Annotated in this window: 25 protein-coding genes; 6 read left to right on the top strand and 19 right to left on the bottom strand. The window is 42.6% G+C overall.

The window, feature by feature from the left end; genetic code table 11:
- Window positions 1–38: 38 nt before the first annotated feature.
- From MKZ11_RS05265 to MKZ11_RS05245, 5 genes are all read right to left on the bottom strand, one after another.
- Complete coding sequence (locus MKZ11_RS05265; RefSeq protein WP_340792956.1) at window positions 39–2,513, bottom strand: ATP-dependent Clp protease ATP-binding subunit; 2,475 nt, start codon at window positions 2,511–2,513, stop codon at window positions 39–41.
- 210 nt (window positions 2,514–2,723) lie between these two features.
- Window positions 2,724–3,812: a protein arginine kinase gene (locus MKZ11_RS05260; RefSeq protein ID WP_340796927.1), complete on the bottom strand. Its 1,089-nt coding sequence runs from the start codon at window positions 3,810–3,812 to the stop codon at window positions 2,724–2,726.
- Window positions 3,802–4,356 (bottom strand): UvrB/UvrC motif-containing protein, encoded by a 555-nt coding sequence (locus tag MKZ11_RS05255; protein WP_340792955.1) that lies wholly within the window; start codon window positions 4,354–4,356, stop codon window positions 3,802–3,804. The genes MKZ11_RS05260 and MKZ11_RS05255 overlap by 11 nt, the downstream gene beginning before the upstream one ends.
- A gap of 32 nt (window positions 4,357–4,388) precedes the next feature.
- Window positions 4,389–4,859 (bottom strand): CtsR family transcriptional regulator, encoded by a 471-nt coding sequence (locus tag MKZ11_RS05250; RefSeq protein ID WP_340792954.1) that lies wholly within the window; start codon window positions 4,857–4,859, stop codon window positions 4,389–4,391.
- A 192-nt stretch (window positions 4,860–5,051) separates the two neighbouring features.
- A complete protein-coding gene (locus tag MKZ11_RS05245; RefSeq protein ID WP_340792953.1) occupies window positions 5,052–6,758 on the bottom strand; it encodes a hypothetical protein in 1,707 nt (568 codons plus the stop codon).
- Between the two features lie 222 nt (window positions 6,759–6,980).
- Between MKZ11_RS05245 and MKZ11_RS05240 the strand changes: the two genes are divergently transcribed.
- Complete coding sequence (locus MKZ11_RS05240; RefSeq protein ID WP_340792952.1) at window positions 6,981–7,565, top strand: GNAT family N-acetyltransferase; 585 nt, start codon at window positions 6,981–6,983, stop codon at window positions 7,563–7,565.
- 39 nt (window positions 7,566–7,604) lie between these two features.
- Here MKZ11_RS05240 and bioB read toward each other — a convergent pair whose 3' ends face one another.
- From bioB to MKZ11_RS05210, 6 genes are all read right to left on the bottom strand, one after another.
- The gene (gene bioB / locus MKZ11_RS05235) at window positions 7,605–8,609 is read right to left on the bottom strand and encodes a biotin synthase BioB (protein ID WP_340792951.1); all 1,005 of its coding nucleotides are present in this window, start codon (window positions 8,607–8,609) and stop codon (window positions 7,605–7,607) included.
- 2 nt (window positions 8,610–8,611) lie between these two features.
- Window positions 8,612–9,208 (bottom strand): biotin transporter BioY, encoded by a 597-nt coding sequence (locus MKZ11_RS05230; RefSeq protein ID WP_445326977.1) that lies wholly within the window; start codon window positions 9,206–9,208, stop codon window positions 8,612–8,614.
- 163 nt (window positions 9,209–9,371) lie between these two features.
- Complete coding sequence (locus MKZ11_RS05225) at window positions 9,372–9,557, bottom strand: histidine kinase (protein WP_340792950.1); 186 nt, start codon at window positions 9,555–9,557, stop codon at window positions 9,372–9,374.
- Window positions 9,558–9,611: 54 nt separating this feature from the next.
- Window positions 9,612–9,950, bottom strand: a complete 339-nt coding sequence (locus MKZ11_RS05220) for a hypothetical protein (RefSeq protein WP_340792949.1) — start codon at window positions 9,948–9,950, stop codon at window positions 9,612–9,614.
- A 145-nt stretch (window positions 9,951–10,095) separates the two neighbouring features.
- The gene (locus MKZ11_RS05215; RefSeq protein ID WP_340792948.1) at window positions 10,096–10,341 is read right to left on the bottom strand and encodes a hypothetical protein; all 246 of its coding nucleotides are present in this window, start codon (window positions 10,339–10,341) and stop codon (window positions 10,096–10,098) included.
- Window positions 10,342–10,489: 148 nt separating this feature from the next.
- A complete protein-coding gene (locus MKZ11_RS05210) occupies window positions 10,490–10,672 on the bottom strand; it encodes a hypothetical protein (protein ID WP_340792947.1) in 183 nt (60 codons plus the stop codon).
- Window positions 10,673–10,865: 193 nt separating this feature from the next.
- On the opposite strand from MKZ11_RS05210, the gene MKZ11_RS05205 reads away from it, so the two are divergent.
- Complete coding sequence (locus MKZ11_RS05205) at window positions 10,866–11,258, top strand: thiol-disulfide oxidoreductase DCC family protein (protein WP_340792946.1); 393 nt, start codon at window positions 10,866–10,868, stop codon at window positions 11,256–11,258.
- A gap of 63 nt (window positions 11,259–11,321) precedes the next feature.
- Here the strand turns inward: MKZ11_RS05205 and MKZ11_RS05200 are convergent, their stop codons facing one another.
- The 8 genes from MKZ11_RS05200 to MKZ11_RS05165 form a co-directional block, all read right to left on the bottom strand.
- On the bottom strand, window positions 11,322–11,684 hold the full coding sequence (locus MKZ11_RS05200) for a DUF779 domain-containing protein (RefSeq protein ID WP_340792945.1): 363 nt from the start codon (window positions 11,682–11,684) through the stop codon (window positions 11,322–11,324).
- Window positions 11,685–12,030: 346 nt separating this feature from the next.
- Window positions 12,031–13,572: an aldehyde dehydrogenase gene (gene adh / locus MKZ11_RS05195; protein ID WP_340792944.1), complete on the bottom strand. Its 1,542-nt coding sequence runs from the start codon at window positions 13,570–13,572 to the stop codon at window positions 12,031–12,033.
- 309 nt (window positions 13,573–13,881) lie between these two features.
- Window positions 13,882–14,649, bottom strand: a complete 768-nt coding sequence (locus MKZ11_RS05190; RefSeq protein WP_340792943.1) for a 3-hydroxybutyrate dehydrogenase — start codon at window positions 14,647–14,649, stop codon at window positions 13,882–13,884.
- A gap of 21 nt (window positions 14,650–14,670) precedes the next feature.
- Window positions 14,671–15,435: an SDR family NAD(P)-dependent oxidoreductase gene (locus tag MKZ11_RS05185; protein ID WP_340792942.1), complete on the bottom strand. Its 765-nt coding sequence runs from the start codon at window positions 15,433–15,435 to the stop codon at window positions 14,671–14,673.
- Window positions 15,436–15,446: 11 nt separating this feature from the next.
- A complete protein-coding gene (locus MKZ11_RS05180; RefSeq protein ID WP_340792941.1) occupies window positions 15,447–16,379 on the bottom strand; it encodes a 3-hydroxyacyl-CoA dehydrogenase family protein in 933 nt (310 codons plus the stop codon).
- A 77-nt stretch (window positions 16,380–16,456) separates the two neighbouring features.
- Window positions 16,457–17,770 carry a GntP family permease gene (locus MKZ11_RS05175; RefSeq protein ID WP_340792940.1) on the bottom strand — a complete coding sequence of 438 codons (1,314 nt, stop codon included), beginning with the start codon at window positions 17,768–17,770 and terminating at the stop codon, window positions 16,457–16,459.
- A 31-nt stretch (window positions 17,771–17,801) separates the two neighbouring features.
- Window positions 17,802–19,082 carry a histidinol dehydrogenase gene (gene hisD, locus MKZ11_RS05170; protein WP_340792939.1) on the bottom strand — a complete coding sequence of 427 codons (1,281 nt, stop codon included), beginning with the start codon at window positions 19,080–19,082 and terminating at the stop codon, window positions 17,802–17,804.
- Window positions 19,083–19,165: 83 nt separating this feature from the next.
- Window positions 19,166–20,152 carry a LacI family DNA-binding transcriptional regulator gene (locus MKZ11_RS05165; RefSeq protein WP_340792938.1) on the bottom strand — a complete coding sequence of 329 codons (987 nt, stop codon included), beginning with the start codon at window positions 20,150–20,152 and terminating at the stop codon, window positions 19,166–19,168.
- A gap of 164 nt (window positions 20,153–20,316) precedes the next feature.
- On the opposite strand from MKZ11_RS05165, the gene MKZ11_RS05160 reads away from it, so the two are divergent.
- The 4 genes from MKZ11_RS05160 to MKZ11_RS05145 all read left to right on the top strand — a co-directional run bounded on the left by MKZ11_RS05160 (window position 20,317) and on the right by MKZ11_RS05145 (window position 24,785).
- Complete coding sequence (locus tag MKZ11_RS05160; protein ID WP_340792937.1) at window positions 20,317–21,483, top strand: S1C family serine protease; 1,167 nt, start codon at window positions 20,317–20,319, stop codon at window positions 21,481–21,483.
- 117 nt (window positions 21,484–21,600) lie between these two features.
- The gene (locus MKZ11_RS05155) at window positions 21,601–22,302 is read left to right on the top strand and encodes a response regulator transcription factor (RefSeq protein WP_340792936.1); all 702 of its coding nucleotides are present in this window, start codon (window positions 21,601–21,603) and stop codon (window positions 22,300–22,302) included.
- On the top strand, window positions 22,299–23,714 hold the full coding sequence (locus MKZ11_RS05150; protein WP_340792935.1) for a sensor histidine kinase: 1,416 nt from the start codon (window positions 22,299–22,301) through the stop codon (window positions 23,712–23,714). Before MKZ11_RS05155 ends, MKZ11_RS05150 begins: the two co-directional genes overlap by 4 nt.
- Before the next feature lie 180 nt (window positions 23,715–23,894).
- Complete coding sequence (locus tag MKZ11_RS05145; protein WP_340792934.1) at window positions 23,895–24,785, top strand: peptidylprolyl isomerase; 891 nt, start codon at window positions 23,895–23,897, stop codon at window positions 24,783–24,785.
- The last annotated feature ends 86 nt before the right edge of the window (window positions 24,786–24,871 follow it).

Below are 24,871 nucleotides of genomic sequence, written 5' to 3'. Positions count from 1 at the left end.
AAAGAACCGTCGGTGGTATGGACTATCCAGTTCAATCTTTATTTTTCTAGTACTTCTTCTATTTCCACGACCTGTTGTTTTTCGGCATCTTTGCCTGTCTTGACAACAAATTCTCCATCGACTACATCGATGAGTACTTTACCGCCTAGCAGAATCGTCCCTTTAAGGAGTTCCTCAGACAACCGGTCCTCAACGTGTTTCTGAATTGCACGACGTAGTGGTCGAGCACCATAATCCGGATCATAACCGACATCGACGATTTTCATTTTCGCTTCATCAGTCAACTCAAGTTCGATATCCTGTTCACCTAGACGTTTTGTCAATTCATTGGACATAAGCGAGACGATTTCACGCAAATGCTCTTTTTCGAGTGAATGGAAAACGATCATTTCATCGACACGGTTTAAGAACTCCGGACGGAATGCTTTCTTCAGCTCTTCAAGCATTGCCGATTTCATGCCTTCGTAATCACGACCTGCATCTCCTAAGTTGAAACCGACGTAACGATTCTTTCTTAATTCTTGTGCTCCTACGTTGGATGTCATAATGACAACCGTGTTACGGAAGTCAACTGTGCGTCCTTTTGAATCCGTCAATCTTCCATCTTCCAGTACTTGCAAGAGTACATTGAAGACATCCGGGTGAGCTTTTTCAATTTCATCTAACAGGACAACTGAATATGGTTTCCGACGAACCTTTTCTGTTAACTGTCCGCCTTCTTCATAACCTACATACCCCGGAGGTGAACCGACGAGACGCGACGTCGAGTGCTTCTCCATGTACTCGGACATATCGACACGGATCATTGCATCTTCATCACCGAACATGACTTCTGCAAGTGCTCTTGCCAATTCCGTTTTCCCGATGCCTGTTGGTCCAAGGAAAATGAAGGAACCAATCGGACGCTTCGGATCTTTTAACCCTGCACGTGCCCGTCGTATTGCCCGGGAAATAGCTGTCACTGCTTCACTTTGGCCAATGACGCGTTCATGAAGCATCTCTTCCATATTGAGCAGCTTAGCAGATTCCGCTTCGGCTATTTTAGAAACCGGTATTCCAGTCCACATCGCTACAACTTCTGCGATATCTTCAACTGTTACTTCGGACTCTTTCTGGCCCTGTTTTTCTTTCCAGTCTGTTTTAGTTGTTTCAAGTTCTTCTTTCATCTTCTGTTCTTTATCACGGAACGATGCCGCTTTTTCAAATTCTTGACTTTGGACAGCAGCATTCTTTTCAGAGCGGATTGCTTCCAATTTCAATTCAAGCTCTTTCAAATTTGGCGGTGTTGTATATGAACGAAGGCGTACTTTCGAACCCGCTTCGTCAATCAAGTCAATCGCTTTGTCAGGAAGGAATCTATCAGAAATATAGCGATCCGACATTTTTGCAGCCGCTTCAATTGATTCGTCAGTGATTTTCACACGGTGATGCGCTTCATAACGATCGCGTAGGCCATGGAGAATCTGAATCGTTTCATCGACAGTCGGCTCGTCGACTTGAATCGGTTGGAAACGTCTTTCAAGTGCTGCATCTTTTTCGATATATTTACGATATTCGTCGAGCGTCGTTGCACCGATACATTGCAATTCACCGCGTGCCAGAGATGGCTTCAGGATATTAGATGCATCGATTGCACCTTCAGCTCCGCCCGCCCCAATCAGCGTATGCAGTTCATCGATGAACAGGATGATATTGCCCGCCTGTCGAATCTCTTCCATCACTTTTTTCATGCGGTCTTCGAATTCACCACGGTATTTCGTACCTGCAACGACCGTTCCCATATCAAGTGTCATAACACGCTTGTCACGGAGAATTTCCGGCACTTCGTTGTTGATGACTTGCTGCGCGAGTCCTTCCGCGATTGCCGTCTTACCAACACCCGGTTCCCCGATTAGCACTGGATTGTTTTTTGTACGGCGCGCTAGCACTTCGATGACGCGTGTTATTTCCTTGCTCCGACCGATAACCGGATCAAGCAAACCTTCACGTGCCACTTCCGTTAAATCACGTGCCAAGCTATCCAATGTCGGTGTTGCTGCAGAATTTGAAATGCCTTGGCCGGTTGCAGAACTGTCATTGCTTCCAAGAAGCTGAAGTACTTGTTGACGCGCTTTGTTAAGGCTGACACCAGCATTATTCAAGACACGTGCTGCCACACCTTCTCCTTCGCGGATAAGTGCCAGCAAAATATGTTCTGTTCCGATATAAGAATGGCCAAGCTTGCGTGACTCATCCACCGATAATTCAATGACCTTTTTTGCTCGAGGTGTGTAATGGACGATTGGACCGACATCCTTTGTTCCAGCCCCTACAAGTTTTTCTACACCTTGTACGATTGTTTCAAAGTTGACACCTATCGCTTCAAGCGCTTTTGCAGCAATGCCTCCACCTTCACGAATTAGCCCAAGCAAAATGTGTTCTGTTCCAATAGACTCGTGTTTCATACGGATAGCCTCTTCTTGGGCAAGTTGCAATACTTTCTGTGCTCGCTGTGTAAATCGATTAAACATCATATTCAGTCCTCTCCTTCTATCTATATAAATCAATTCCCTAAAAACTCATAGATTACTCAATTGAGTTTCTATTTCAAAAAGGTGCAAGAAATAGCCATCCTATTATACGTATTCAACCAACTATACAGGAATTCCTTTATTGCAAAAATTGACTTTGACTATCTTTGACTTAACTATACCTAAATGAAATGCAATATGCAAAATACCTGCTCACTCTTCTGGATTACTTCCAGCTGAGGGAGCTGCTCTTTCTACAGTGAGCCGTTCACGAAATAGTTTCGCCCTGAATATATCTCGTTCTTCTTGAGATAATTCCGTGCTTGCATATTGTTGCAGGAATCCTGCCTGCATAAAAATCATCAACTCGTTCAAAATCGACATATCAACGTCCTGGATAATGCCTAAGTCTATACCGAGTCTGACGTCCGAGAGGCAACGTGCCGCCTCGCCTGAAGGTAATAACCGAGCATAGCTAATTGTACCCAGCGAACGGAATAACCTATTCTCAAGCGCAATTCGGGACTTCGTAAGCAACAACTCGCGTGATTTCCGCTCATGCCCAATCAGCCGAGATGCAATATTTCCAAGATCCGCAAGAATTTCCTGTTCTGTTTTTCCGAGCGTCGTCTGATTCGACACTTGATAGACATTACCGGGCGCCTCGCTTCCCTCTCCGTAACTTCCACGGACGATTATTCCAAGCCGAGAGATGGCAGGGATAATACGGTCAATCTGCTTCGTCATCGTAAGTGCGGGCAAATGCATCATCACTGATGCGCGCATGCCGGTTCCCGTATTCGATGGACAGCTTGTCAAATAGCCGAAGTCTTCATCGAAAGCATAAGGTAGTTCTTTTTCGAGATAGTCATCAACCTGATCAGCTTGTTTATAGGCATCCATAAGCTGCAGCCCTGGGTAAATACACTGTATTCGAATATGGTCTTCCTCGTTCACCATGACACTTACAGTTTCATTTTCCGATAGCAGGACTGCACCATGCCGATCAGGGGCCGCAAGCTGCGGGCTGATCAGATGTTTTTCAACAAGCACTTGACGCTCCAGTGCGGGCAAATCGGACATCTTGGTGTAGGAATACCCGCTTTGCATAGAATCAAGCAAAACACCCGTAACCGCTCTGTCAACTGCCATCGCTTCTTTTTCAGTAAATGCAATAGGAAAACGATACCCCGTCAAGTTGCGGGCAAGCCTAATTCGCGTCGACATCACGATGTCTGAATGCTCTCCATAAGCAGTCATCCAAGGGGTTACCGCATTACGCATGAACTTTTCAATCGACATCGTTTTCTTCACCTCCATGGGCAAGGTGTTGCTTTAGTGTATTCGCTTCATCACGCAAAGCTGCCGCCTCTTCAAAATGCTCGGCTTCCACAGCCTCTTTCATTTTCACTCGGATTTCTTCAATTTTCTTTTTGACTGCATATAATTCGTTGAAAGAAACCGGGATTTTTCCGGTATGAGTAGAGTGACCGTTGTGAAGCTTGCCAAATACATGCGGTAGGTTCCCGCGGAATGTGTCGTAGCATTCGGAACAGCCAAACTTTCCGATGTCAAGAAATTTCGGGAACGTCAGACCGCAAGAAGGACATTCGGGTCCTTCTAACAACTCTCCCCGCGTTTGTGGTTGCGCCAAGAAAGGATCAGAACCTCCGAACCAGTGGGATAGGAACTGCTGAATCGACAGGGGTTCCTGGTTGGGGTCAAATTGGAATGTCTGCGATTGGAAAGCGCACTTTTCACATAAGTGTCTTTCCATCGATCCGACCACACTTTCTTGGGTGATCGTAATGGAAGCAGGTCGTTCTTTACAATTTTCACATATCATCGAAAGCCACCTCATAATAGTTAGATTGACGATTAGTTGAGCTGTTCGTAAATAAGCGTCAAGAGCATCGCCTGTAAAATGCGCGCACGTATAATATCACGTTCCGGAAGCGGCTGATGAATCGTCGTTCGATCGACAGCAGCAAGAATGAGCTTTGATTCGCGTTCCGATATGACTTCTTCCTCAATCAGTCTGTAAACGACATCCAAGGCCATCGTATAGGAAGCTCCCGATTGGATACCGCCCAAAATATGTTCAATCAATTCTTTACGCGAATTTGCTTGCACGCGGAAAATGCGTATATAGCCGCCGCCCCCGCGCTTCGATTCAACTGCATAACCACGCTCCGCTGTGAAACGGGTTTTAATGACGTAGTTGATTTGAGAAGGAACGCACTGGAACTTTTCAGCAACTTCATTGCGCTTGATTTCAATAATTCCACACTGTTCCTCTTCGATTATGGATTTCAAATATCCTTCTATAATGTCGGAAATGTTTCTCATGCCCTCACCTCTTTCATACGGGGGATAAGCCGTTGACTTTGACTATCTTTGACTTGATTGTACATGACATTCCGTATGTTCTGCAATCGATATGCACCAGACTCAGCCAGTATCGGCTTGTTGCAATACCTTTTAACCGTACTAAACAAAAAATGGAGCGCAGGACGAATTCTCCTGACACTCCATTTTTTATTATTCCATGCTGACGTTCGTCAATTCTTTCACAGGCAAGAATAATTCACCTGTCTCCAAATACGTAACGGCAAGCTTATCGCCTTCTTGAATATAGATCGCGAGCGGCACCGTTTCCGACGAAACAATAAAGTTACGTCCATCATCTGCTAAAAATGAAACGAGCGTAAAGTCACCAACGCGCTCTTTAAATACACGTACAACCGTTACCGCGGCTTTCGCTTCTTCCGCGCTCGAACTGCCGCCTACATTGCTGCTCCCGCGCTGGAGAGCTGTCTTATATAATTTCAATGCCTCGTTCGGCGTGTTGCCGAAGACCGATATTTCCGGATTGGCAGCTGATACGATGAAATAATTTTGCAAGAATCCATTCGAATCAAGCACTGGCGTCAACCAACTTGCTTCACCGTAAAAATTGTACAAGACCGGCATTTCACCAGACCATTTCTTCTCAATGAATTTCTTTTCAATAATCTGAAGCGCTCCTTGTGAATCCATATATGACTCTTCCAGATTGCCTGTATAATACGTTGCTTCACCTGTCTTACCATCCGTCAATGCATAGCCGAGCATCGAGTCGACGCCTTCTTTCGGACTTGTGAAGTCTGTAAAGTAATACATATGGCCCTTCTCGTCGAAAATCGGACTCACATTCGCCTCTGTTCCTTCATCAGACGGCAGCTTGACATCTTTTTTCCCAACGACTGAATTCCAAAAACCATGGACATAGTTTCCGAAATAACTGTTTTGCAGGCTTACCGCCTCAGGCGAAACAGCTCCATCGATAAAATCGGGCACATCTGCAAGCGAATACTTCTTCACATCGCCATTAGCAGGATCGACCGTCACAATCCCTTTAACATCAAAGCCATTACGTGCGGATATAAATTCCCCGTAAGAGCGGATATAGTGCGGTTTTCCATCATCATCAATTTCAAGTTGTACATCACCGTAAAAAATAAGGTTCGGCATTTTCATTCGTATATGACGTTCCACTTCTTTATGGAAGAATGATGAAGGTGTATACGCCATTTCAGCTTTCACGAATTTCGGGTTATCTGATGAATCTGTCGCACTCATCGTAAAGTACCCTGGCGTTGTTTTCGCATTCCACCATTTAAAGAAGCCTGAAAACTCGACGGGCGCAATATAGACAAACTTGCCATCGACCTTTTGAATTTGCAGACTGCCCAGTTCATAGTAACTCGTATTCGGCACTTGCCCAAATGCTTTCTTCATCTTATTACGGGCAAATTTCGGAGGAACACTTGCGGGTGTTTTTGTTTCATCGAATGCTTTAATTTCCACTTGCTGGTCCATTTCAACTGCTTTGTATTTCTTATCGGCGTTGAATAGTGGCGCACTGAGAATATATGCTCCAAAAGCGAGAGAACCTAAAAATAGAACGAGTTTCAATTGGCGGTCTTTCCCGCCCGCTGAGATTGCTCCAAGGAAAGTAACGATAAGAAATGCTATCCATAGAGACGTCCAATTACGATCCATGTTTGTAGTGTAGTAAAACACGAACACGACAATAGCAGACAGAATCGCCACGACGACAATCGCCGCTCCTCTATTAAAAGGAACTCTTACATTCGCTTTTGCCTCATCCACACTCGGTTTCTTTTGAGTACTCAAGATAAATGGGACGATTACTAAACTGAAAATGACGCCCACAATAATTGAAAATAGTATTAAGTTAAACATATATACACCCTTTTCCATTATCAAAGATTTTTGCTGATAGTAAAGTATACGGTTAAACAGGGGAATAGTTTCATTTTATTGATTTGAAATTAAGAAGGTTTACCTTTTTGAATTAAGGGCATAGGGTATATAGAGGATTTTTTACGGCCCTTCTTTTTTCCTTGGTCTCACGATCCAAAACAAAAAACTCCGGGGTAAATAAACCAGTGGAGGCAATACATTTTGAATTGGTATGAGAAATTAAACGAATACTTTCCAGTCGAAGAAATGAAGTCAAAAGAACATATGGACGCATTACTGACTGACAAGAAAAGCGTCTATAAAAAAGATGAAGGACCGCATCACGTACTCATGTATGTCGAATTCGAAAAGTTTATTTTCGTCGACTATTTGTTTGTATCAACACAATCACGCGGTATGGGACTTGGCGGTAAACTGTTGACTATGTTAAAGACCAAAAACAAACCGATTCTCCTTGAAGTAGAGCCCGTCGATTATGAAGACACGGATACTGCAAAACGGCTTAAATTCTACTCACGCGAAAACTTCTCCCATGCACAGCGTATCGGTTATAATCGTCGTTCTCTTGCAACAGGTGAGAACACAGTGCTTGAAATCTTATACTGGTCACCAACAGATTCAGGCGAAGAAGAAATCTACAATGCAATGACACAGACTTACGACGAAATCCACACTTATAAAGATGAAACATTTTACGGTAAAAAGTACGATCCGACTGATAAAGTACTTGTTTTTCATACGAAGGGCAAACGGGATATTCTTCAACCGTTTAATCCTCCCGAATAAAAATGGACTTCCCGTTGAATGGGAAGTCCATTTTTAAATTCACACTGTAATTGGTTCTTTGGCTAATGGTTCCAAATCTACTTCAAACCCCATATCCTTTAGTGTTTGAAAATCCTTATCGCTCTCCTGACCATTTGTTGTTAAATAATCCCCGATAAAAATTGAGTTTGCCGGATATAACCCGAACGGTTGGAGGCTGCGCAAGTTCACTTCACGTCCACCGGAAATTCTAATTTCCTTTGACGGATTAATGAATCTAAACAAGCACAACACTTTCAAGCAGTAAAACGGTGTCAACTCATCCGTGCCGCCAAGCGGGGTCCCATCTACTGCGTGTAAAAAATTTATAGGAATTGAATCTGTATCCATCGCGTACAAACTGCGTGCCATTGAGACGACATCTTGTTGTGTTTCCCGCATACCAATGATGACACCTGAACATGGTGAAATGCCAGATTGTTTCACAATATTAACTGTGTTTACACGGTCATTATATGTATGAGATGTCGTAATACTTTCATGGTGCTCTGCCGACGTATTAATATTGTGATTATATCGGTCTACACCAGCTTCTTTCAATCGGGAAGCCTGTTCCGGCTTCAAAAGTCCAAGGCATGCACAAACAGTCATATGCTCATGTTTTGACTTGATTTCCTTCACAGAATCGATGACAATTTCAAGTTCACGGTTTACAGGACCTCTCCCGCTCGCCACAATACAGTAGGTTCCCGCATTTAATTCGGCTGCTCTTGTCGCGCCGGCTACAATTTCCTCTTTTTTCATCATGGAATACTTTTCAATCGGCGCTTTCGAAATAATAGACTGCGCACAATAGCCGCAGTTTTCCGGGCATAAGCCCGATTTCGTATTCATAATCATATTGAGTTTTACTTTATTTCCATAATAATGTTTTCGAATTGTATAAGCCGCGTGAAGAAGCGGCAGCAAGTCATCATCTGGACTGTCCAAAACAGAAATGGCTTCCTTGTCCGTTAATTGGTGCCCTTCAAGTACGCGTTTCGCCAAAGTATCATAGTTAGTCATACTTAACGCCTCACTTTTAACACTTTATACATACGATGCCCGAAAATCCCGGCAAGTACGGCAAGAATGATATCTTTCGGTAGCGGCGGCATCATCAATACCCATGCCACTTTATAGGAGAATACATCAGGAGCAGCTGCCCAGAGTTTAAATGCGACATACATCCAGTTCGTTCCGAATACATAATTCACAACCATTCCAACAAGTGCAGCGATAATATAACCATGTATCTTTCCATTCTTTTCAACGATTTTCCCTGCAATGAATGCTACAAAAATGAAAGATACAACAAATCCAAATGTTGGACTGATAATTGACCCAACTCCGCCGCCAAACTTTGCAAATACAGGTGCCCCCGCAAGTCCGATAAACATATAGACCGTCATTGCGAGCGCTCCCCTGCGACTGCCAAGAATAAGTCCTGCAAGAATTGCGAAAAAAGTCTGCAACGTAATCGGTATGCCACCTATAACTAGAAATGGTACAAACGCTGTAATATTTGCCCCGATCATCATCAGCGCCGCGAACATCCCACTGTAGACAAGCGTTAACGGACTCATGATACTTTTACTTTTCGTCTTCACTGTAGCTGTTGTCATAATACACCCCTAGCGTTTATGTTATCTTTAACAGAATAATAGATAACATATTATACGTCAACCTAAATATTTTATTGGTTAACCTATATATATATATTGATAAGAGTATTAACGTAAACACAAACAAAAAAAGATCGATAGCAAATTTGCTATCGATCTCTTGTCAGGATTTTTCGCCTTCATCTTTCGGGAACAGGAAATAAGAAATTACCCCGCTTACAAGCATTGCACCAATTATAATGAAAAAGCGTGATAGTTCGGGTACGTCCTGGAAATCCTTACTCAATTTCATCCAGCCAAATCCCCCAACAAGCAACATTATAGGAATGACAAATTTAAAAGCTCTCAACAAATTCACCTTCTGCATAAAATTATGGTAGCTCTACTCTACCATAACCTATCCTTACCTCCACTGTCGACGACCTGGGCCACCAAAGCCACCTTGTTGTGGTCCGTAACCACCCATTCCGGGGCCAAATCCAGGCTGTGCCTGAAGTGTTTCACCCATAACATTCCGTGTCGTTTCTGTGAAATAGTGACGTGGAATTTCAACAGTATTCACCCGGTTCACATTGACGATCGGATGAATAAAAGGAACCTCCCGTGGCACAAATTGGTCGTGACAACGATATTGCGTCGGGCAAACAACCGGCTGTACCTGATTACCATGACAATTACCCTGTTGCCAATTACCTTGTGGCATCATATTTCCGTGGTGCATCATATTTCCATGTTGCATCATATTCTCACCTCCTCCTCCTATTACATGTGAAAAGAAGAAGGACAAACGGGCGATAGACTCTACGGGCGCTCATGAAAATTAGAAATTTTAATTTACACAACGATAAAGAGGGATTTAATCTCAATTTTTCGCATTGCGCATTCTCTTATAATAGCGAAACAATCGAGTCACTAGATAAAGTGGGATGATGAAATATGACATAGCAGTCAATCACATTCTGACAATAAAACAAAAGCGCAAGCGCCTGGTCAGGATAGGATGACAGGTATGAGGCACTATTTGTTGGAGAAGGCTTCAGCTCAATCCTACCTGGCTGGGTCGACTGATCATATACTTCTGCTGACCGATCATATCCAACACCAAACCGACCGTAACAAACAATTCTAGACAACAACAAAGAGCCTTTCCAATAGAAAGACTCTGCCCGTACCTTCACAATTAATAATTCGAACTGGACAACAGACACCCAAAACTTTCAAATCTATCCCTTAGAAGTGCAGTTAAAAAACAGAAAAACCCCACATCTTGATGGGGTTTAATTATTGGTAATCACGCGGCATATTTTCTTCATCATGAAAGACATGTGATTCTTCTCGTTTCCCCTCAATATCCTCGGGGTATTCATAGATTGGTCCGCCTTCACCAATCATATTCAACTTATCGATAAAGTCCCTATCCCGCCTTAGTTCCATTTCAGATTGCTCAATCGGTAAACGTTCCATATAGATCATCCTTTCATCATTTTGCCGGGGCTAAATGCGATAGAAAATATCCAAACGTTTAACAGCAATTCTACTTATTCTAACTACCATTATACTAATTTTTCAGTTAAATGTAAACAGTTACATCCTTGACGTTTTGCAGATGCATCAAAAGGCTATACTATAGAAGACAGGTATGCTAGGAGGTTATTTTATGAAAAGAATTATTCTCTTTGACGGCGAATGTAATTTTTGTGACTCAAGTGTGCAATTCATTATAAAGCGAGACCCTTCAGCCCATTTCCTCTTCACTTCCTTACAAAGTGAAAAAGGCATGGAACTAACGAAGCAATATGCCATTCCATCCGAAGTTGACAGTCTGGTTTTAATTGAAAACGGTAAAGCGTTCACCAAGTCTTCCGCAGCGCTCCGTATAGCAAAAAAACTAGACGGATTATGGCATCTGTTATTTCTATTTATACTCGTACCACGTAAAATTCGTGACGCTGTATATGATTACATTGCAAAGAATCGCTATAAATGGTTTGGTAAGAAAGACGATGCTTGTATGCTGCCCTCGCCAGATCAACGGAAACGTTTCATTTAACCAACGACAAAAAGGGATTCCCGAATTTTACCGGGAATCCCTTTTTTGTACCTCAACGAGCGATTACGCTTTTGTTTGCAGTTCCTTGTTCTCCTCAGCTGAAAACGCACGTGACCTGGTTAAAAAGCGTTTGCCTTCGACGCCTTCGAGTGAAAACATGCCGCCTCGACCGTTGACGACGTCAATGATCAGCTGTGTATGCTTCCAATACTCAAACTGGTTTTTGTGCATATAGAACGGTGTTTCGCCAATATGGCCGAGCAGGACGTCTTGATCACCTACAATCAGTTCCCCGTCCGGATAGCACATCGGTGACGAACCATCGCAGCAGCCGCCCGATTGGTGAAACATAAGCGGACCGTGTTTATCTCTCAAAAACGTAATGAGTTCAAGTGCAGCGTCAGTTGCGAGTACGCGTTCCGTCATCCGCACGACCTCCTTTTTGTATCAATCACGCCTCGGTGTGATTGCGTCCAGATTTTGAATTGAGCCTGAGGCCTACGAGGAAAGATTGAACTTCATCTTTCCTCGTAGGTCATGCAGTCGTTGCGACAGGAAGTCGCGAACTTAGACTGCCTTCCTTAACTCCTTTCAAAATCTGTGACATCCGCCGGAGGCTTTAGGCCAACGAGGAGGAATTGTAGTTCATTCCTCCCTGTTGGTCATTCAGAGGGGAGGGATTGAACTGCATCCCTCCTTGTTGCCGCAGGACGCGGCGTTCTTAGTCTGAGATCCACAATTCAGCCGAGGTTTGAATCCCGACTGAATGAAGTCAAAAGAAACCTTGTTTGTTCTCACTGTAGCTAACGAGCATGTTTTTCGTTTGCTGGTAATGATCCAGCATCATTAAGTGGTTTTCACGACCGACACCAGAAGCTTTGTACCCGCCGAATGCCGCATGTGCCGGATACATGTGATAACAGTTTGTCCAGACACGTCCCGCTTGGATTCCGCGACCGAAACGATATGCTGTGTTCATATCGCGTGTCCAAACAGCAGAACCTAAGCCATATAATGTATCATTCGCAATTTCAAGCGCTTCTTCTTTCGTTTTGAATGTTGTAACGGAAACAACAGGGCCAAAAATTTCTTCTTGGAAAATCCGCATTTTATTGTCGCCTTTAAAGACAGTCGGCTTGACGTAGTATCCGCCTTCCAACTCGCCTTCCATGTTGTTTTGTTCTCCGCCTACTAAACATTCCGCACCTTCTTGTTTCCCGATATCGAGATAAGAAAGGATTTTCTCAAGCTGTTCAGTAGAGGCTTGCGCACCCATCATAACTGTCGGATCAAGCGGATTTCCTGTTTTAATCGCTTTTACGCGTTCAATTGCGCGCTCCATGAATTTATCGTAAATTGATTCTTGGATCAATGCACGCGAAGGACATGTACATACTTCGCCTTGGTTCAGCGCAAACATGACAAAGCCTTCTACTGCTTTATCCAAGAATGCATCGTCTGCTTCCATCACATCTTCAAAGAAAATGTTCGGCGATTTACCGCCAAGTTCAAGTGTTACAGGAATTGCGTTTTGTGAAGCGTACTGCATAATCAGACGTCCCGTTGTTGTTTCGCCTGTAAACGCAATTTTTCCGATACGCGGACTTGATGCAAGCGGCTTCCCTGCTTCAAGACCGAAACCGTTTACGATATTCAGAACACCCGGCGGCAATAAGTCTTCAATCAGTTCAACTAATACTAGAATCGATGCGGGCGTTTGCTCAGCAGGCTTCAGCACGACGCAGTTTCCTGCAGCAAGAGCTGGCGCAAGCTTCCACACCGCCATTAGAAGCGGGAAATTCCAAGGAATGATTTGCCCAACGACACCGATTGGTTCATGGAAATGATACGCCACTGTATCTTCGTCAATTTGACTGACTCCGCCTTCTTGCGCGCGGATTGCACCAGCGAAATAGCGGAAATGGTCAATGGCAAGCGGCAGATCAGCATTCAATGTTTCACGAACTGCTTTACCGTTATCCCATGTTTCAGCAACAGCAAGCATCTCTAAGTTTTGCTCGATGCGATCAGCAATTTTCAGCAACGTATTCGAACGTACAGTAACAGATGTTTTACCCCAAGCATCTTTTGCAGCGTGTGCCGCATCCAGCGCGAGTTCAACATCCTCTGCAGTTGAACGTGCCACTTCTGTAAATACTTTGCCCGTTACCGGTGTTACATTATCAAAGTATTCTCCCTTAACTGGCGCCGTCCATTTTCCGCCGATAAAATTATCATAGCGTTCCTTGAAGTTTACTTTCGCACCTTCTGTATTCGGAAATGCATAAATTTGATTTTCTACTGCTTGTACCATTTTTCCATTCCTCCCCGTGAGTTGTATTTTTCACGCAATGCCACTATACGTCGCAAACTTCTGCCGTATGCACCTCTACCAAAAATAAAGTAATGTATACGCTTACAACAATTCAAAAATAAAAAGAAGCTTGTCCACCCATTCTGTCAGACTATATAAATTATTTCAACTACTAGACTTTATATTCGTTCGACAAGGATTGACAGGTTCATTAGAAATTAATTTATTATCCTCACCAATTAAAATAAAAAGCCATCCCATCAGTCAATAATTCAACTTAAGGGACGACACTATTAAACAAAAACGATTTCACTGAGCGGTGTAACCGCCATCCAAAATAATGGCTTGTCCAGTCATCCCTTTCGCTGAGTCACTTGCAATATACAATGCTAAATCCGTTATCTCCTTCACATCAAGCAATCTTTTTTGAGGAACTAGTGGATATAAGACTTCCTCCAAAACTTGTTCAACTTCAATATTCCTTGTTTTCGCCAGATCTGCAAACTGGTTTCTCACTAATGGCGTATCCACATAACCAGGACAAATTGCATTGACTGTAATTCCATCAGCAGCTGATTCGAGAGCTGCCACTTTCGTTAAACCAATCACACCATGTTTTGCTGAGTTATAGGCGGCTTTTCCAGCAAATCCAATCATACCATTAATAGAAGCCATGTTAATAATTCTTCCGAATTGTTGTTTCTTCATATGAGGCAGTGCATGTTTGATGGCTATAAATGGTGCCGTCAACATTATTTTCACAAGCAGTTCAAACTTTTCAGTAGGGAAATCTTCGATAAATGATACATGTTGCATTCCCGCATTATTAACGAGGATGTCAATTCGTCCAAACTTATCCAACGTGAATTCAATCGCCTTTTTAATATCCTCTTCTTTTGTTACATCACAGACGACTCCTTCAACATTTTTTCCGAATTGGGAAACCGCTTCATCGATTGCTTGTTGCGTTAAATCCGAGATGACGACTTTGGCACCCGCGTCAGAAAATGCTTTTGCAATATCAAACCCGATCCCTCGCGCCGCTCCGGTTATAAATAATACTTGATCTTGTATCATTTCGTTTGCCACCTTTCCCGTTTAAATTGCCGTCCATCCACCGTCCACCTTGATTGTTTCTCCCGTCACAAAGTTCGATAGATCCGAAGCCAAGTAAAGAACAGCTCCCGAAATATCTCGTGGTTGAGGCAGTTTTCCTAATAGAATTCGACTTTCCACGTCTTTTTTAAATGCTTCTTCTTCAAACATTTTAGTCGTCAATTCTGTTTCAATAAACGTTGGAGCAACAGCATTTACATTAATTCCGCTTTGCGCCCACTCAACCGCCAACGCTTTTGTCAGTTGAACCGCTCCACCTTTACTTGCACAATAGGCCGCCCTTTTATAGTAGCCAACGAATGCCATTTGGGAAACGATATTAATGATTTTCCCGCTGCCCTGCGGAATCATATAGCTAGCGGCTGCCTGGCTACAAAAGAACGTAGCTTTTAAATTCGTATCCAGTACTTGATCCCAATCATCTTCTGTCACTTCTAGCGCCGGTTTGGCTATATTCACGCCTGCATTGTTCACTAATACATCAACCGTTCCAAAGTGGGCTGCTGTCTCATCCACCATCGCCCGCACCTGCCCGGTATCTTTTAAATCCGCTTGAAACGATTTGCACTTCGGATTGTATTGTTGTAATTCTACTAGCGTTTTATGCAGCGTATTTTCATCCCGGCCCACGATAACGACATTTGCTTTCAGTTCGGCGAAAGTGCGCGCAATCTCTTTTCCAATCCCCTTACTTCCGCCAGTTACGATAACCGTTTTGTTTTCCAAATCTGAAAAGTATGGTTTCATGTTAGCATCTCCTACTCTTTTCGATCGTTTTTTAGGAAGTGAATAAGCGTTTTCTCCCGCTCAGCATTCCGTGTTTCAGAAGTTTCTTGATCCCACTTATAGAATCCTTCACCACTCTTATCACCGAACTTCTTTTGTTCTACCAAGTTCGATAAGTGAGTTCCCGACTTGTTTTCATTGCTAAGATCTTCAAACAAGTAATTTGAAATCGCAGCGAAAACGTCAAGGCCTCCCATATCTGCAGTCATTAGCGGTCCCGTTATCGGTAAGCGTCTCCCAATGCTATATGTCACAGCTGCATCGATGTCTTCTTTCGTCGCAACACCTTCATCGAGCAGCGATTGTGCCTCACGGAATAAGGCATACTGCAGCCGGTTCCCGATAAATCCTGGAACTTCTTTGTTTATCAAGATCGGTTTTTTATTCATTTCGTTCAATAAATTCATAGTCCGCTCAATTGTTTCCTGATCAGTTTTCTCCCCTTTAACGACTTCGACAAGGGGTATTAAATGTCCTGGATTCCAAAAGTGTGTAACGATAAACCGATTCGGGTATTCTGTTCCTTCCGCTAAAGCTGTTGGCGCGAACCCTGATGTATTACTCGCAAGAACAGTATTGTTACTGCACATCTCTTCAATTTCTTTATACAATTCACGCTTCATTTGAATGTTCTCTGGTATTACTTCAATTATAAAAGTAGCCTCTTTTACGACTTTTTCCAATGAAGTTGAAAACGCAATGCGTCTGCGTATTTCTTCACCTTCTACTTCACTAATCAATTCATTATGTATCATCACTGTTAATTTATTGTGAAGCCCTTTGTCCGCTGTCTCAAGGTCTTGTTCGTTCATCCCGTATACTTGGACTTCAATCCCTGCCCACGCCGCTGATAACGCAATTGAATGTCCCATCGTGCCACAACCGATGATTGATAGTTTTTCCATACCGCATAACCTCCACTTTTCAGATGATAAAATACCCAACAAACTATAGATTGAATAGCTTGTTGGGTATTTATTAATTAAAGTCCTAATGAGAATAATACGACAGCCAATATGACACCTAATAATGGCACAATGACTGTTAATGCACCAAACGCAGGATAAGCATCCTTATGCGTTTCACCAGCAATTGAGCGGATTGTTGTTACAACATAACCGCCTTGCGGCAATGAATCCAGGGAGCCTGAAGAAATCGCGACAACACGGTGTAACGCATCCGGATCGACACCTAAATCTAAGTAATGCGGTGCAAGCAACGGTAAAGCAATTGCCTGTCCCCCAGAAGATGATCCTGTTAAACCTGCAATAACTGCTACTGCAAGTCCTCCACCTATCAGCGGACTCCCGGGAATAGCCGTCATAAAACTAACAGCATCACCAAACGCGGGCGTTGCTTTTATGACTCCGCCAAATCCAACAACCGCGGCTGTATTGGCAATTGCAATAACTGCACCCATTGTCCCTTCTGAAACCGCTTTCCCAAAGTTCGAGAAATACTTTCTGTTGATTACATACGTTGCAATCACACCACTTGTAAGGGCAACGATTAACGCAGATGTCCCCAAGGAGTTATGGAATATAAACGAGATGATCAACACAACAAGTAAGGGAATTACACTTAACAACGGATTCGGTAAATTCTCCCGAACCTCATGATGATCCGTTTCTCTATCAACAAAATGTTCGCCTTTTGCTAACGCTTTTGAAATCATTTTTTTCAGCCACCAATAGCCGAAGATTGCCATAAATGCAGCTACAATTATACTTACTTGCCATCCGGCATACGCAGTTGTTCCGAGGAACTCAATTGGAATCCAGTTTTGAATTTCAGGAGAACCTGCAGAAGTCATTGTAAATGTCGTTGATCCAAAAGCTAATGTCGCTGGGATGAATCTTCTTGGTAAGTTTGCTTCTTTAAACAAACTAATAGCCATTGGATAAACAGAAAATGCAACGACGAATAAACTAACTCCCCCGTACGTCAGGATTGCACAAGCTATTACAACGGCAAGAGCTGCCCGCTTCATACCAAGCTTGCCTACAATCCATTTCGAAACACTTTCAGCTGCACCGCTATCTTCCATAACTTTACCAAAAATCGCTCCAGTTAAGAACATTAAATACCATGAGCCAATGAAACTTGAAAAACCGCCCATATAGTTCGTCACATAGTTAGCTATCCCTTCATCCGGTACTCCCGGAAATAAGGGAAGGCCACTTAATAATGCTACAACCAATGCTGACAGCGGAGCCGCTATCAGCAGGTTCATACCTTTCATCGTCAAATAAATCAGTAATGCTAGTCCCCCAAATAACCCTATCATCCCTAACATCGAATCGCCTACCCCCTCTGCAGAAAAGAAATTACGCTTTCTTTCCGTACCTTCTTACTCGTAATAATGCTTGTTCAGCATGACCTGCAAAGTTCTCCAATTGACAGAGACGCGCCGCATATTCACCGATATAAGCACTCGCTTCCGGTGTCACTTTTTGATAGGTTACAGTTTTGATAAACTTACCGACCCATAGACCGCCTGTATAACGGGCTGCACCTTTTGTCGGTAAAGTATGGTTCGTTCCAATTACTTTGTCGCCATATGCCACGTTTGTTTCAGGCCCCAAGAATAGGCAACCATAATTTGTCATGTTTTCTAAGAAGTAATTTGGATTTTCTGTTAGGATCTCAACGTGTTCAAATGCGAGTCGGTCAGCTTCTACAACCGCTTCTTCGATGCTATCCACTAACAGGATTTGACCGTAATCATCCCATGAAACACGTGCAACGTCAGCCGTTGGTAACACCTTAAGCTGCCTTTCAATTTCTTCTACAGTTTCGTATGCAAGTTTTTCCGAAGTTGTGATTAAAGCTCCCGGAGATGTGGGTCCGTGTTCACCTTGCCCAAGAATATCCGTAGCAATCATTTCTGCATCTGCTGTTTCATCCGCAACGACTAATGTTTCAGTAGGTCCTGCAAACAAATCAATTCCTACGCGACCAAATAATTGTCTTTTTGCTTCTGCTACGAAAGCGTTTCCAGGACCGACAATCATATCGACGGATTGGATCGTTTCAGTCCCAATCGCCATGGCAGCCATCGCCTGAATTCCGCCTAACAAGTAAATTTCATCCGCGCCCGCTAAGTACATTGCAGTGATTGTTGCATTCGGGATCTCACCGTTAATTGGCGGCGTGCAAGCGATTACACGTTTGACACCAGCAACTTTTGCTGTCAACACGCTCATATGAGCAGAAGCAACCATAGGGTAACGTCCACCAGGGATATAACAGCCGACGCTGCTTACAGGAATATTTTTATGGCCTAAAATAACACCCGGGATATTTTCTACTTCTACATCGTTCATTGACGCTAACTGAGCTTCCGCAAATTCACGAATGTTCTTTTGCGCAAACTTGATATCTTCAATCACTTCAGCTGGTACCTGCGCTACGATTGCTTTGATCTGTTCTTCCGATAATTTGAATGATTCTGGTGACCATTTATCGAATTTCTCGGAGAACTCTCGAACCGCTTCGTCCCCTCTATTCTCAATTTCCTGTATAGCATTCGCTACAATTTTTGATACCTCAAGACTGTTTTTAGTTAATTCTTCTTGTGATTTACCAGCTTTCAATACTTTAACCATTTTACTTCCTCCTCTTTGCATACGTATGCAAACCATGTTGTAGGAAAAGAATATTGTAAATACTCTAGAAAGTCAACCTTTATTTATGTTGTTTTACGCTCAATTAATTCGCCATTCACCTCTAAATTCTTAGCAAAACCAGTATATTCCTCTATTTCTGACATCAAATAGAGCACTGTTTGATTGACCATTTCATCAATCGGCTGTACCCAAGTCGTCAGATTATAAGCCGGCCATGAAGCCATCTCAATATTGTCAAAACCAATTATTTTCGTGTCTGCCGGGATGGTAATTGAACTTTCACGAAGAGCATCCAGCACGCCTAATGCCATAATATCGTTTGCAACAAAAAATGCATCTGGAATGGTATTTTTGCTTAGTAGTTGCTGTGCAATTTTATATCCGCCCTCATAGGTATAATCTGATTCATACTTTTTCAAAGAGATGTTATGTTTCTTCAAAATTTCAGTGAAGCCTTGTTCTCTTTCTTTGCTTGTTGAGGTATTTTGATTTCCTGAAATATAGCCCATAGTCGAACTTCCTTTTTCAATCAGGAATTGTGCAATTTCTTTACTGGCATCTACGTTATTACAGCAAACTGAATAAAAATCATTACTAGCTATTTTTCTGTTAAAAAGGACTAAAGGAATTTTATATTTTTTAAAGTCTTCTATGGCGTTCAAGGATAGCGATGCATCTGTAATAATGACACCCGCAACATTGTAATTTAACAGGATATCAATATCCTCTTTTTGTATTTCGTCATTATTCGTATGTACAAACATAATGCTATAGCCCAAACTTTTAAAAGTCGTTGTAAATTGTTTTAAAACTTGTGGATAGAAAGGATTCTGAACACCTTTCATGACCAAACCAATAATTTTCGTCCGATTTGTGATTAAACCTCTCGCAAACTCATTCGGCCGATAGCCTAATTCTTCCGCCGCTGCTAGAACTTTTTCCCTAGTTTTTGCAGATACCGTTGCACCTTCAAAGTAAACCCTGGACACGGATGACTGAGATACCCCCGCACGTTTTGCAACATCCATAGCTGTAATTAACTTCTTCATTTCACACACACCTTTTAAAATCATACTATTGACTAAACTATACCTTCAAAATGATCACTTTGAAATAGTGATAGCCTTCTTTAATTGTTAACTTCTCCGTAATAGTTTGTTCATATTTACCTACTAAGATAAGAGTAATCAAACAATAACGGGAGGAACCAATCATGGATACAGAAAACAGAAACAGATCAGGTAAACGATTTTTATCAACACTCGGAGCAGGTGTGATCGGTTCGGTATTAACATTAGCAGTCGTAGTAAATACGGATTTACTGCAGGCTGAAACTGAAGTAACGGCACCTGTTTCCACGGAGACCGCTTCTTATAATGTGCAACAAACAGGAGCAAAAACGATTCCCTCACTTTCCGATATGGTCGAACAGTCATCTAGTGCAATTGTCGGGATCGTTAATTACCAAAATGCAAATAATCCTTTTTCACAACAAACCGAAAGTGCCAAGAGCGGTTCAGGGTCGGGCGTCATTTATAAAATAGAAGGTGACAAAGCGTTTATCGTAACGAATAATCATGTCATCGAAGGAGCGGAAAAACTTGAAGTTTCACTTGAAAGTGGTGAAACGACGACAGCTAAACTTGTTGGAAAGGATGCGCTAAGCGATCTTGCTGTACTGACAATCGATGCGAAGTATGCAAAAACTGTTCTTGAATTCGGCGATTCTGATACACTCCGTGCAGGTGATGAAGTCATCGCGATCGGCAACCCGCTTGGACTCGACTTTTCTGGTACAGTAACGCAAGGAATTATTAGTGCAGTCAATCGCTCCATCAATGTGAATACCTCTGCAGGCGAATGGGAAATGAATGTTATCCAAACTGATGCGGCTATTAACCCTGGGAACAGCGGCGGTGCTCTTCTCAATGCCGCAGGCCAAGTCATTGGCATTAACAGCCTAAAAATTTCTGAAAGCGGTGTCGAAGGGCTCGGCTTTGCTATTCCGAGTAACGAGGTGATTCCGCTTATTGAAGAAATGACATCGAATGGGCAAGTGGAACGGCCTTACATCGGCATCGGACTCGCGAACCTTGACCAAGTGCCTCGCATGTATTTGCAAGATCTTCCCGAGAAAGTTAAAGGTGGCGTGGTAGTTGCAAATATTGATCCTGAATCCGCAGCAGGAAAAGCAGGTCTCGATGTAGAAGATATCATTACAGCCATAAATGGCACCGCTATTAATAACTCGACGGAGCTGAGAAAGTTCTTGTATTCCAACCTTTCTGTTGGTGACAAAGCAACTTTCACTATCTACCGCGGTGCGGAAATGAAAACGATTGAAGTGGCACTCACGAGTAATGTATCCACGGCAAATTAATATATTACATGCATTCACCTCTTCCTTCGTTGCAGCGGAAGAGGTGTTTGCAGTTGCTAATTTTCCATATTGGACTTAAGTTGAAGGAAACTATGGCACGACAGGAGGTGCAATCTGGTGAAAATCCTAGTAATTGAAGACAATGAAAGTGTCTCTTCAATGATCGAACTATTTTTCTCAAAAGAAGGAATTGAGGGTTCATTTATAAAAGACGGGCTGGAAGGTTTTGAACTTGCAATGCAGGACGGCTGGGATTGCCTTATTATCGACTGGATGCTCCCCGGGATGGACGGTATTTCTATTTGCCGTAAACTGCGGCAAGTAAATGTTGCGACACCGATTATTATGCTGACCGCCAAAGACGGTGAATCAGATCAGGTGCTCGGTCTCGAAATGGGGGCGGACGATTATGTCACGAAACCATTCAGTCCGCTGGCACTTATGGCCCGCATTAAAGCAGTCACACGGAGGTACTCACCTCTTAAAGACAAGCCATTGGAAGATGGCGTTGTCGAAACAGCGCATTTCAACATTAATCCAAACACACGGGAAGTTTTACGCGATGGTGTACGGATCCAAAATCTGACACCGAAAGAATTCGATCTACTCTATCATTTTGCACAGCATCCTAAACAAGTTTTCTCACGCGAACAACTGCTTGACAATGTATGGGGATATGATTTCTACGGCGATGATCGAACTGTCGATGTACATATCAAGCGGCTGCGGACAAAAATCGCAACTGACGACCAACCATTTTTCCATACAGTCTGGGGTGTCGGTTACCGTTTTGACGAAACACTGGGTGATGAAAAATGAAAATCAAATACTTATACCAGCAACTCTTGAGTCACTTCAGCGTGATTGTCATCGCTTTTTTACTATTAAGTTTGCTGTTTTCTCATTATGTAGAGCAATTTGTCTATGATAGTAAAACGGAAGAGCTTGCGACATATGGAGAAACGATTTTACGCGACATCCAAGCTGACCAGCGAAATTCAAACAGGATTCTGCAATCATACGGACATGTACTGAATGGCCGGGATATCCAATACAGTTTATTCGATGAAAAATCAGCCATCATTTACTCGGCAGGCATAAAAACACCACTCATCGAGTTAAGCGAAAAAGAATGGCATGACATTAAAAACGGGGAAACCGTCATCGTGAAACAGGATTTCAAACGATTCGACGAGGCAGTCACATTCGTCCTTCTTCCCTATATTCACAATCGGCAATTTATCGGCGGTATTCTGTTAACCTCTCCCATTAAAGGTTCACGAGAAGTTGTATCTCAAATGAATACCTATTTAATTGTCACAACGTTTATCGCACTTGCGATTTCGCTTCTGCTTAGCTGGATTTTATCGACTTTCCACGTAAGCAGGATTAAACGTCTCCAACTGGCAACATCAGCTGTTGCACAAGGAGATTATTCAGTGCGCATTCCCTCGTCGGACTTTGACGAAATCAGTGAACTTGCTGGTGATTTTAATGGAATGGTTGAAAAGCTGGATGCGTCCATGGATGAAATTGAGAATCTTGAAAACAGGCGACGTCAGTTCATGGCCGATGTTTCACATGAATTACGGACACCCCTCACAACGATTCGAGGCATAATTGAAGGCTTGAAAAATAATATGATACCGGAATCCGAAAAAGTAAAGGGACTACAGCTCGCCACAAACGAAACAATGCGGCTCATCCGTCTTGTTAATGAAAACCTGGATTATGAAAAAATCCGGTCCAATCAAGTAACATTGATTAAACAGGATATCCAGCTCGTTGAATTGCTGGGGATTATTAAGGACCAGCTCGACGGCGTTGCAGAAGAACGAAGCAATGAGATTATTGTGACTGCAGACCCTGACGTCTTGGTGTTTGCAGATTACGATCGGCTCACACAGATTTTGATCAACATTACGAAAAACAGTATCCAGTTTACCGAAAACGGCAGGATCTATCTGCTCGGATATACGAGTGCTAGCAACTGCGTCATTGAAATCGAGGATACTGGCATTGGGATTGACCCTGATGATATCGAGAAAATTTGGAGTCGGTTTTATAAAGCGATTGTGTCTAGAACTACGAATCCGTATGGCGAATTCGGACTTGGCTTGTCAATTGTAAAAAGTCTCGTCATGATGCATAACGGTACAATCGATGTAACAAGCGCAAAAGGGAAAGGTACAAAGTTTATCCTTTCGTTCCCACTGCAAAATGAAAACTAACTTTCTTTAACTGCTGCTACACAACTTGTGTAGCGGCTTTTTTTATACGATAAGAAAAACAGAAGAGGTCACTTAACCTAGACCATAAGTGGGCTCCTTGCACTTTTCTTAATTCGGTAATAGTTTGTTCATATTTCCCGTGTACGATGAAGTCATATCAAGCATTGGAGGAATTAAAAAATGAGTAAAAAAAGGTTATTTCCCTTGTTGGCAGTTGGTCTACTTGCAATTATCCTAACTGTTACAACTGGCTGTTCAAAAGATTCAAAGGCAAAAGATGAAACCGTCGCAACTGTCGGAGACGAAAAAATCACGAAAGATGAATTGTACGAAGTCCTCGTCCAATCCGCCGGAAAAGAAGCGCTCGCAGCAATGATTGATGATAAAATTGTTACACTTGAGTTGAAAAAGGAGAAAGTTTCCGTTCCTGATAAAGAAGTGGATGCGGAACTCGCGACATACGTCGAAAGTGCCGGCGGAGAAGAAGCATTTGAAGCGGCATTGAAACAGAATGGTATGACTGAGAAAGAGTTTAAAGAAAATATTGTGGACTTTTTATCTATCCAAAAAATAATTGAGCCACGGATTAAGGTAACTGACGAAGATATCAAAGCGTACTTTGATGAAAACAAAGAATCCTTTAACGAGGAAGAACAAGTGGAAGCGAGTCATATTTTAGTTGAAGATGAAGCTACAGCTAAAAAAGTCGCGAAGAAACTTGCAGATGGAGAGGATTTCGCAGCACTTGCAAAAGAATTCTCGACAGATGAAGCGAGTGCGGTAAATGGCGGAGAGTTAGGCTATTTCCCACGCGGTAAAATGGTCGCCGAATTTGAAAAGGCAGCATTCTCTTTGAAACCCGATACAGTTAGCGATCCCGTGAAAACAGAAAACGGTTACCATATTATTCTCGTAACCGATAAGAAAGCAGCAAAAGAAGCTGTTTTTGAGGATCATAAGGAAGAGATAAAACAACTTTTACTTGATGAAGGCATACAAGCAGAGTATGTCAATTGGTTGGATGAAGTAAAATCGGATTATAAAATTGAAAATTCATTGCTAACAAAATAAGTGGTTCCTACAATGGATTGAACCCCCTTCACTGCAGAATGAATGAGATTGCAGTGAAGGGGGGTTTTTATTATACAAAAGAAGGT

The sequence above is a fragment of the Sporosarcina sp. FSL K6-1508 genome (assembly GCF_038007465.1).
Taxonomy (GTDB): Bacteria; Bacillota; Bacilli; order Bacillales_A; family Planococcaceae; genus Sporosarcina; species Sporosarcina psychrophila_B.
The sequence above is the reverse complement of the archived record's forward strand: the minus strand, read 5'-3'. Positions and strand labels throughout refer to the sequence as shown.

Excerpts from the sequence above, each read along its gene's own strand:
- MKZ11_RS05210 (WP_340792947.1), bottom strand. The coding sequence starts at position 10,672 with ATGGAACGTTTACCGATTGAGCAATCTGAAATGGAACTAAGGCGGGAT.
- MKZ11_RS05260 (WP_340796927.1), bottom strand. The coding sequence starts at position 3,812 with ATGTCGATTGAAAAGTTCATGCGTAATGCGGTAACCCCTTGGATGACT.
- adh (WP_340792944.1), bottom strand. The coding sequence starts at position 13,572 with ATGGTACAAGCAGTAGAAAATCAAATTTATGCATTTCCGAATACAGAA.
- MKZ11_RS05150 (WP_340792935.1), top strand. The coding sequence starts at position 22,299 with ATGAAAATCAAATACTTATACCAGCAACTCTTGAGTCACTTCAGCGTG.
- MKZ11_RS05200 (WP_340792945.1), bottom strand. The coding sequence starts at position 11,684 with ATGACGGAACGCGTACTCGCAACTGACGCTGCACTTGAACTCATTACG.
- MKZ11_RS05255 (WP_340792955.1), bottom strand. The coding sequence starts at position 4,356 with ATGATATGTGAAAATTGTAAAGAACGACCTGCTTCCATTACGATCACC.
- MKZ11_RS05245 (WP_340792953.1), bottom strand. The coding sequence starts at position 6,758 with ATGTTTAACTTAATACTATTTTCAATTATTGTGGGCGTCATTTTCAGT.
- MKZ11_RS05230 (WP_445326977.1), bottom strand. The coding sequence starts at position 9,208 with ATGACAACAGCTACAGTGAAGACGAAAAGTAAAAGTATCATGAGTCCG.
- MKZ11_RS05175 (WP_340792940.1), bottom strand. The coding sequence starts at position 17,770 with ATGTTAGGGATGATAGGGTTATTTGGGGGACTAGCATTACTGATTTAT.
- MKZ11_RS05265 (WP_340792956.1), bottom strand. The coding sequence starts at position 2,513 with ATGATGTTTAATCGATTTACACAGCGAGCACAGAAAGTATTGCAACTT.
- MKZ11_RS05180 (WP_340792941.1), bottom strand. The coding sequence starts at position 16,379 with ATGGAAAAACTATCAATCATCGGTTGTGGCACGATGGGACATTCAATT.
- MKZ11_RS05165 (WP_340792938.1), bottom strand. The coding sequence starts at position 20,152 with ATGAAGAAGTTAATTACAGCTATGGATGTTGCAAAACGTGCGGGGGTA.
- MKZ11_RS05185 (WP_340792942.1), bottom strand. The coding sequence starts at position 15,435 with ATGAAACCATACTTTTCAGATTTGGAAAACAAAACGGTTATCGTAACT.
- MKZ11_RS05145 (WP_340792934.1), top strand. The coding sequence starts at position 23,895 with ATGAGTAAAAAAAGGTTATTTCCCTTGTTGGCAGTTGGTCTACTTGCA.
- MKZ11_RS05160 (WP_340792937.1), top strand. The coding sequence starts at position 20,317 with ATGGATACAGAAAACAGAAACAGATCAGGTAAACGATTTTTATCAACA.
- MKZ11_RS05205 (WP_340792946.1), top strand. The coding sequence starts at position 10,866 with ATGAAAAGAATTATTCTCTTTGACGGCGAATGTAATTTTTGTGACTCA.
- MKZ11_RS05220 (WP_340792949.1), bottom strand. The coding sequence starts at position 9,950 with ATGATGCAACATGGAAATATGATGCACCACGGAAATATGATGCCACAA.
- MKZ11_RS05250 (WP_340792954.1), bottom strand. The coding sequence starts at position 4,859 with ATGAGAAACATTTCCGACATTATAGAAGGATATTTGAAATCCATAATC.
- MKZ11_RS05190 (WP_340792943.1), bottom strand. The coding sequence starts at position 14,649 with ATGATACAAGATCAAGTATTATTTATAACCGGAGCGGCGCGAGGGATC.
- hisD (WP_340792939.1), bottom strand. The coding sequence starts at position 19,082 with ATGGTTAAAGTATTGAAAGCTGGTAAATCACAAGAAGAATTAACTAAA.
- bioB (WP_340792951.1), bottom strand. The coding sequence starts at position 8,609 with ATGACTAACTATGATACTTTGGCGAAACGCGTACTTGAAGGGCACCAA.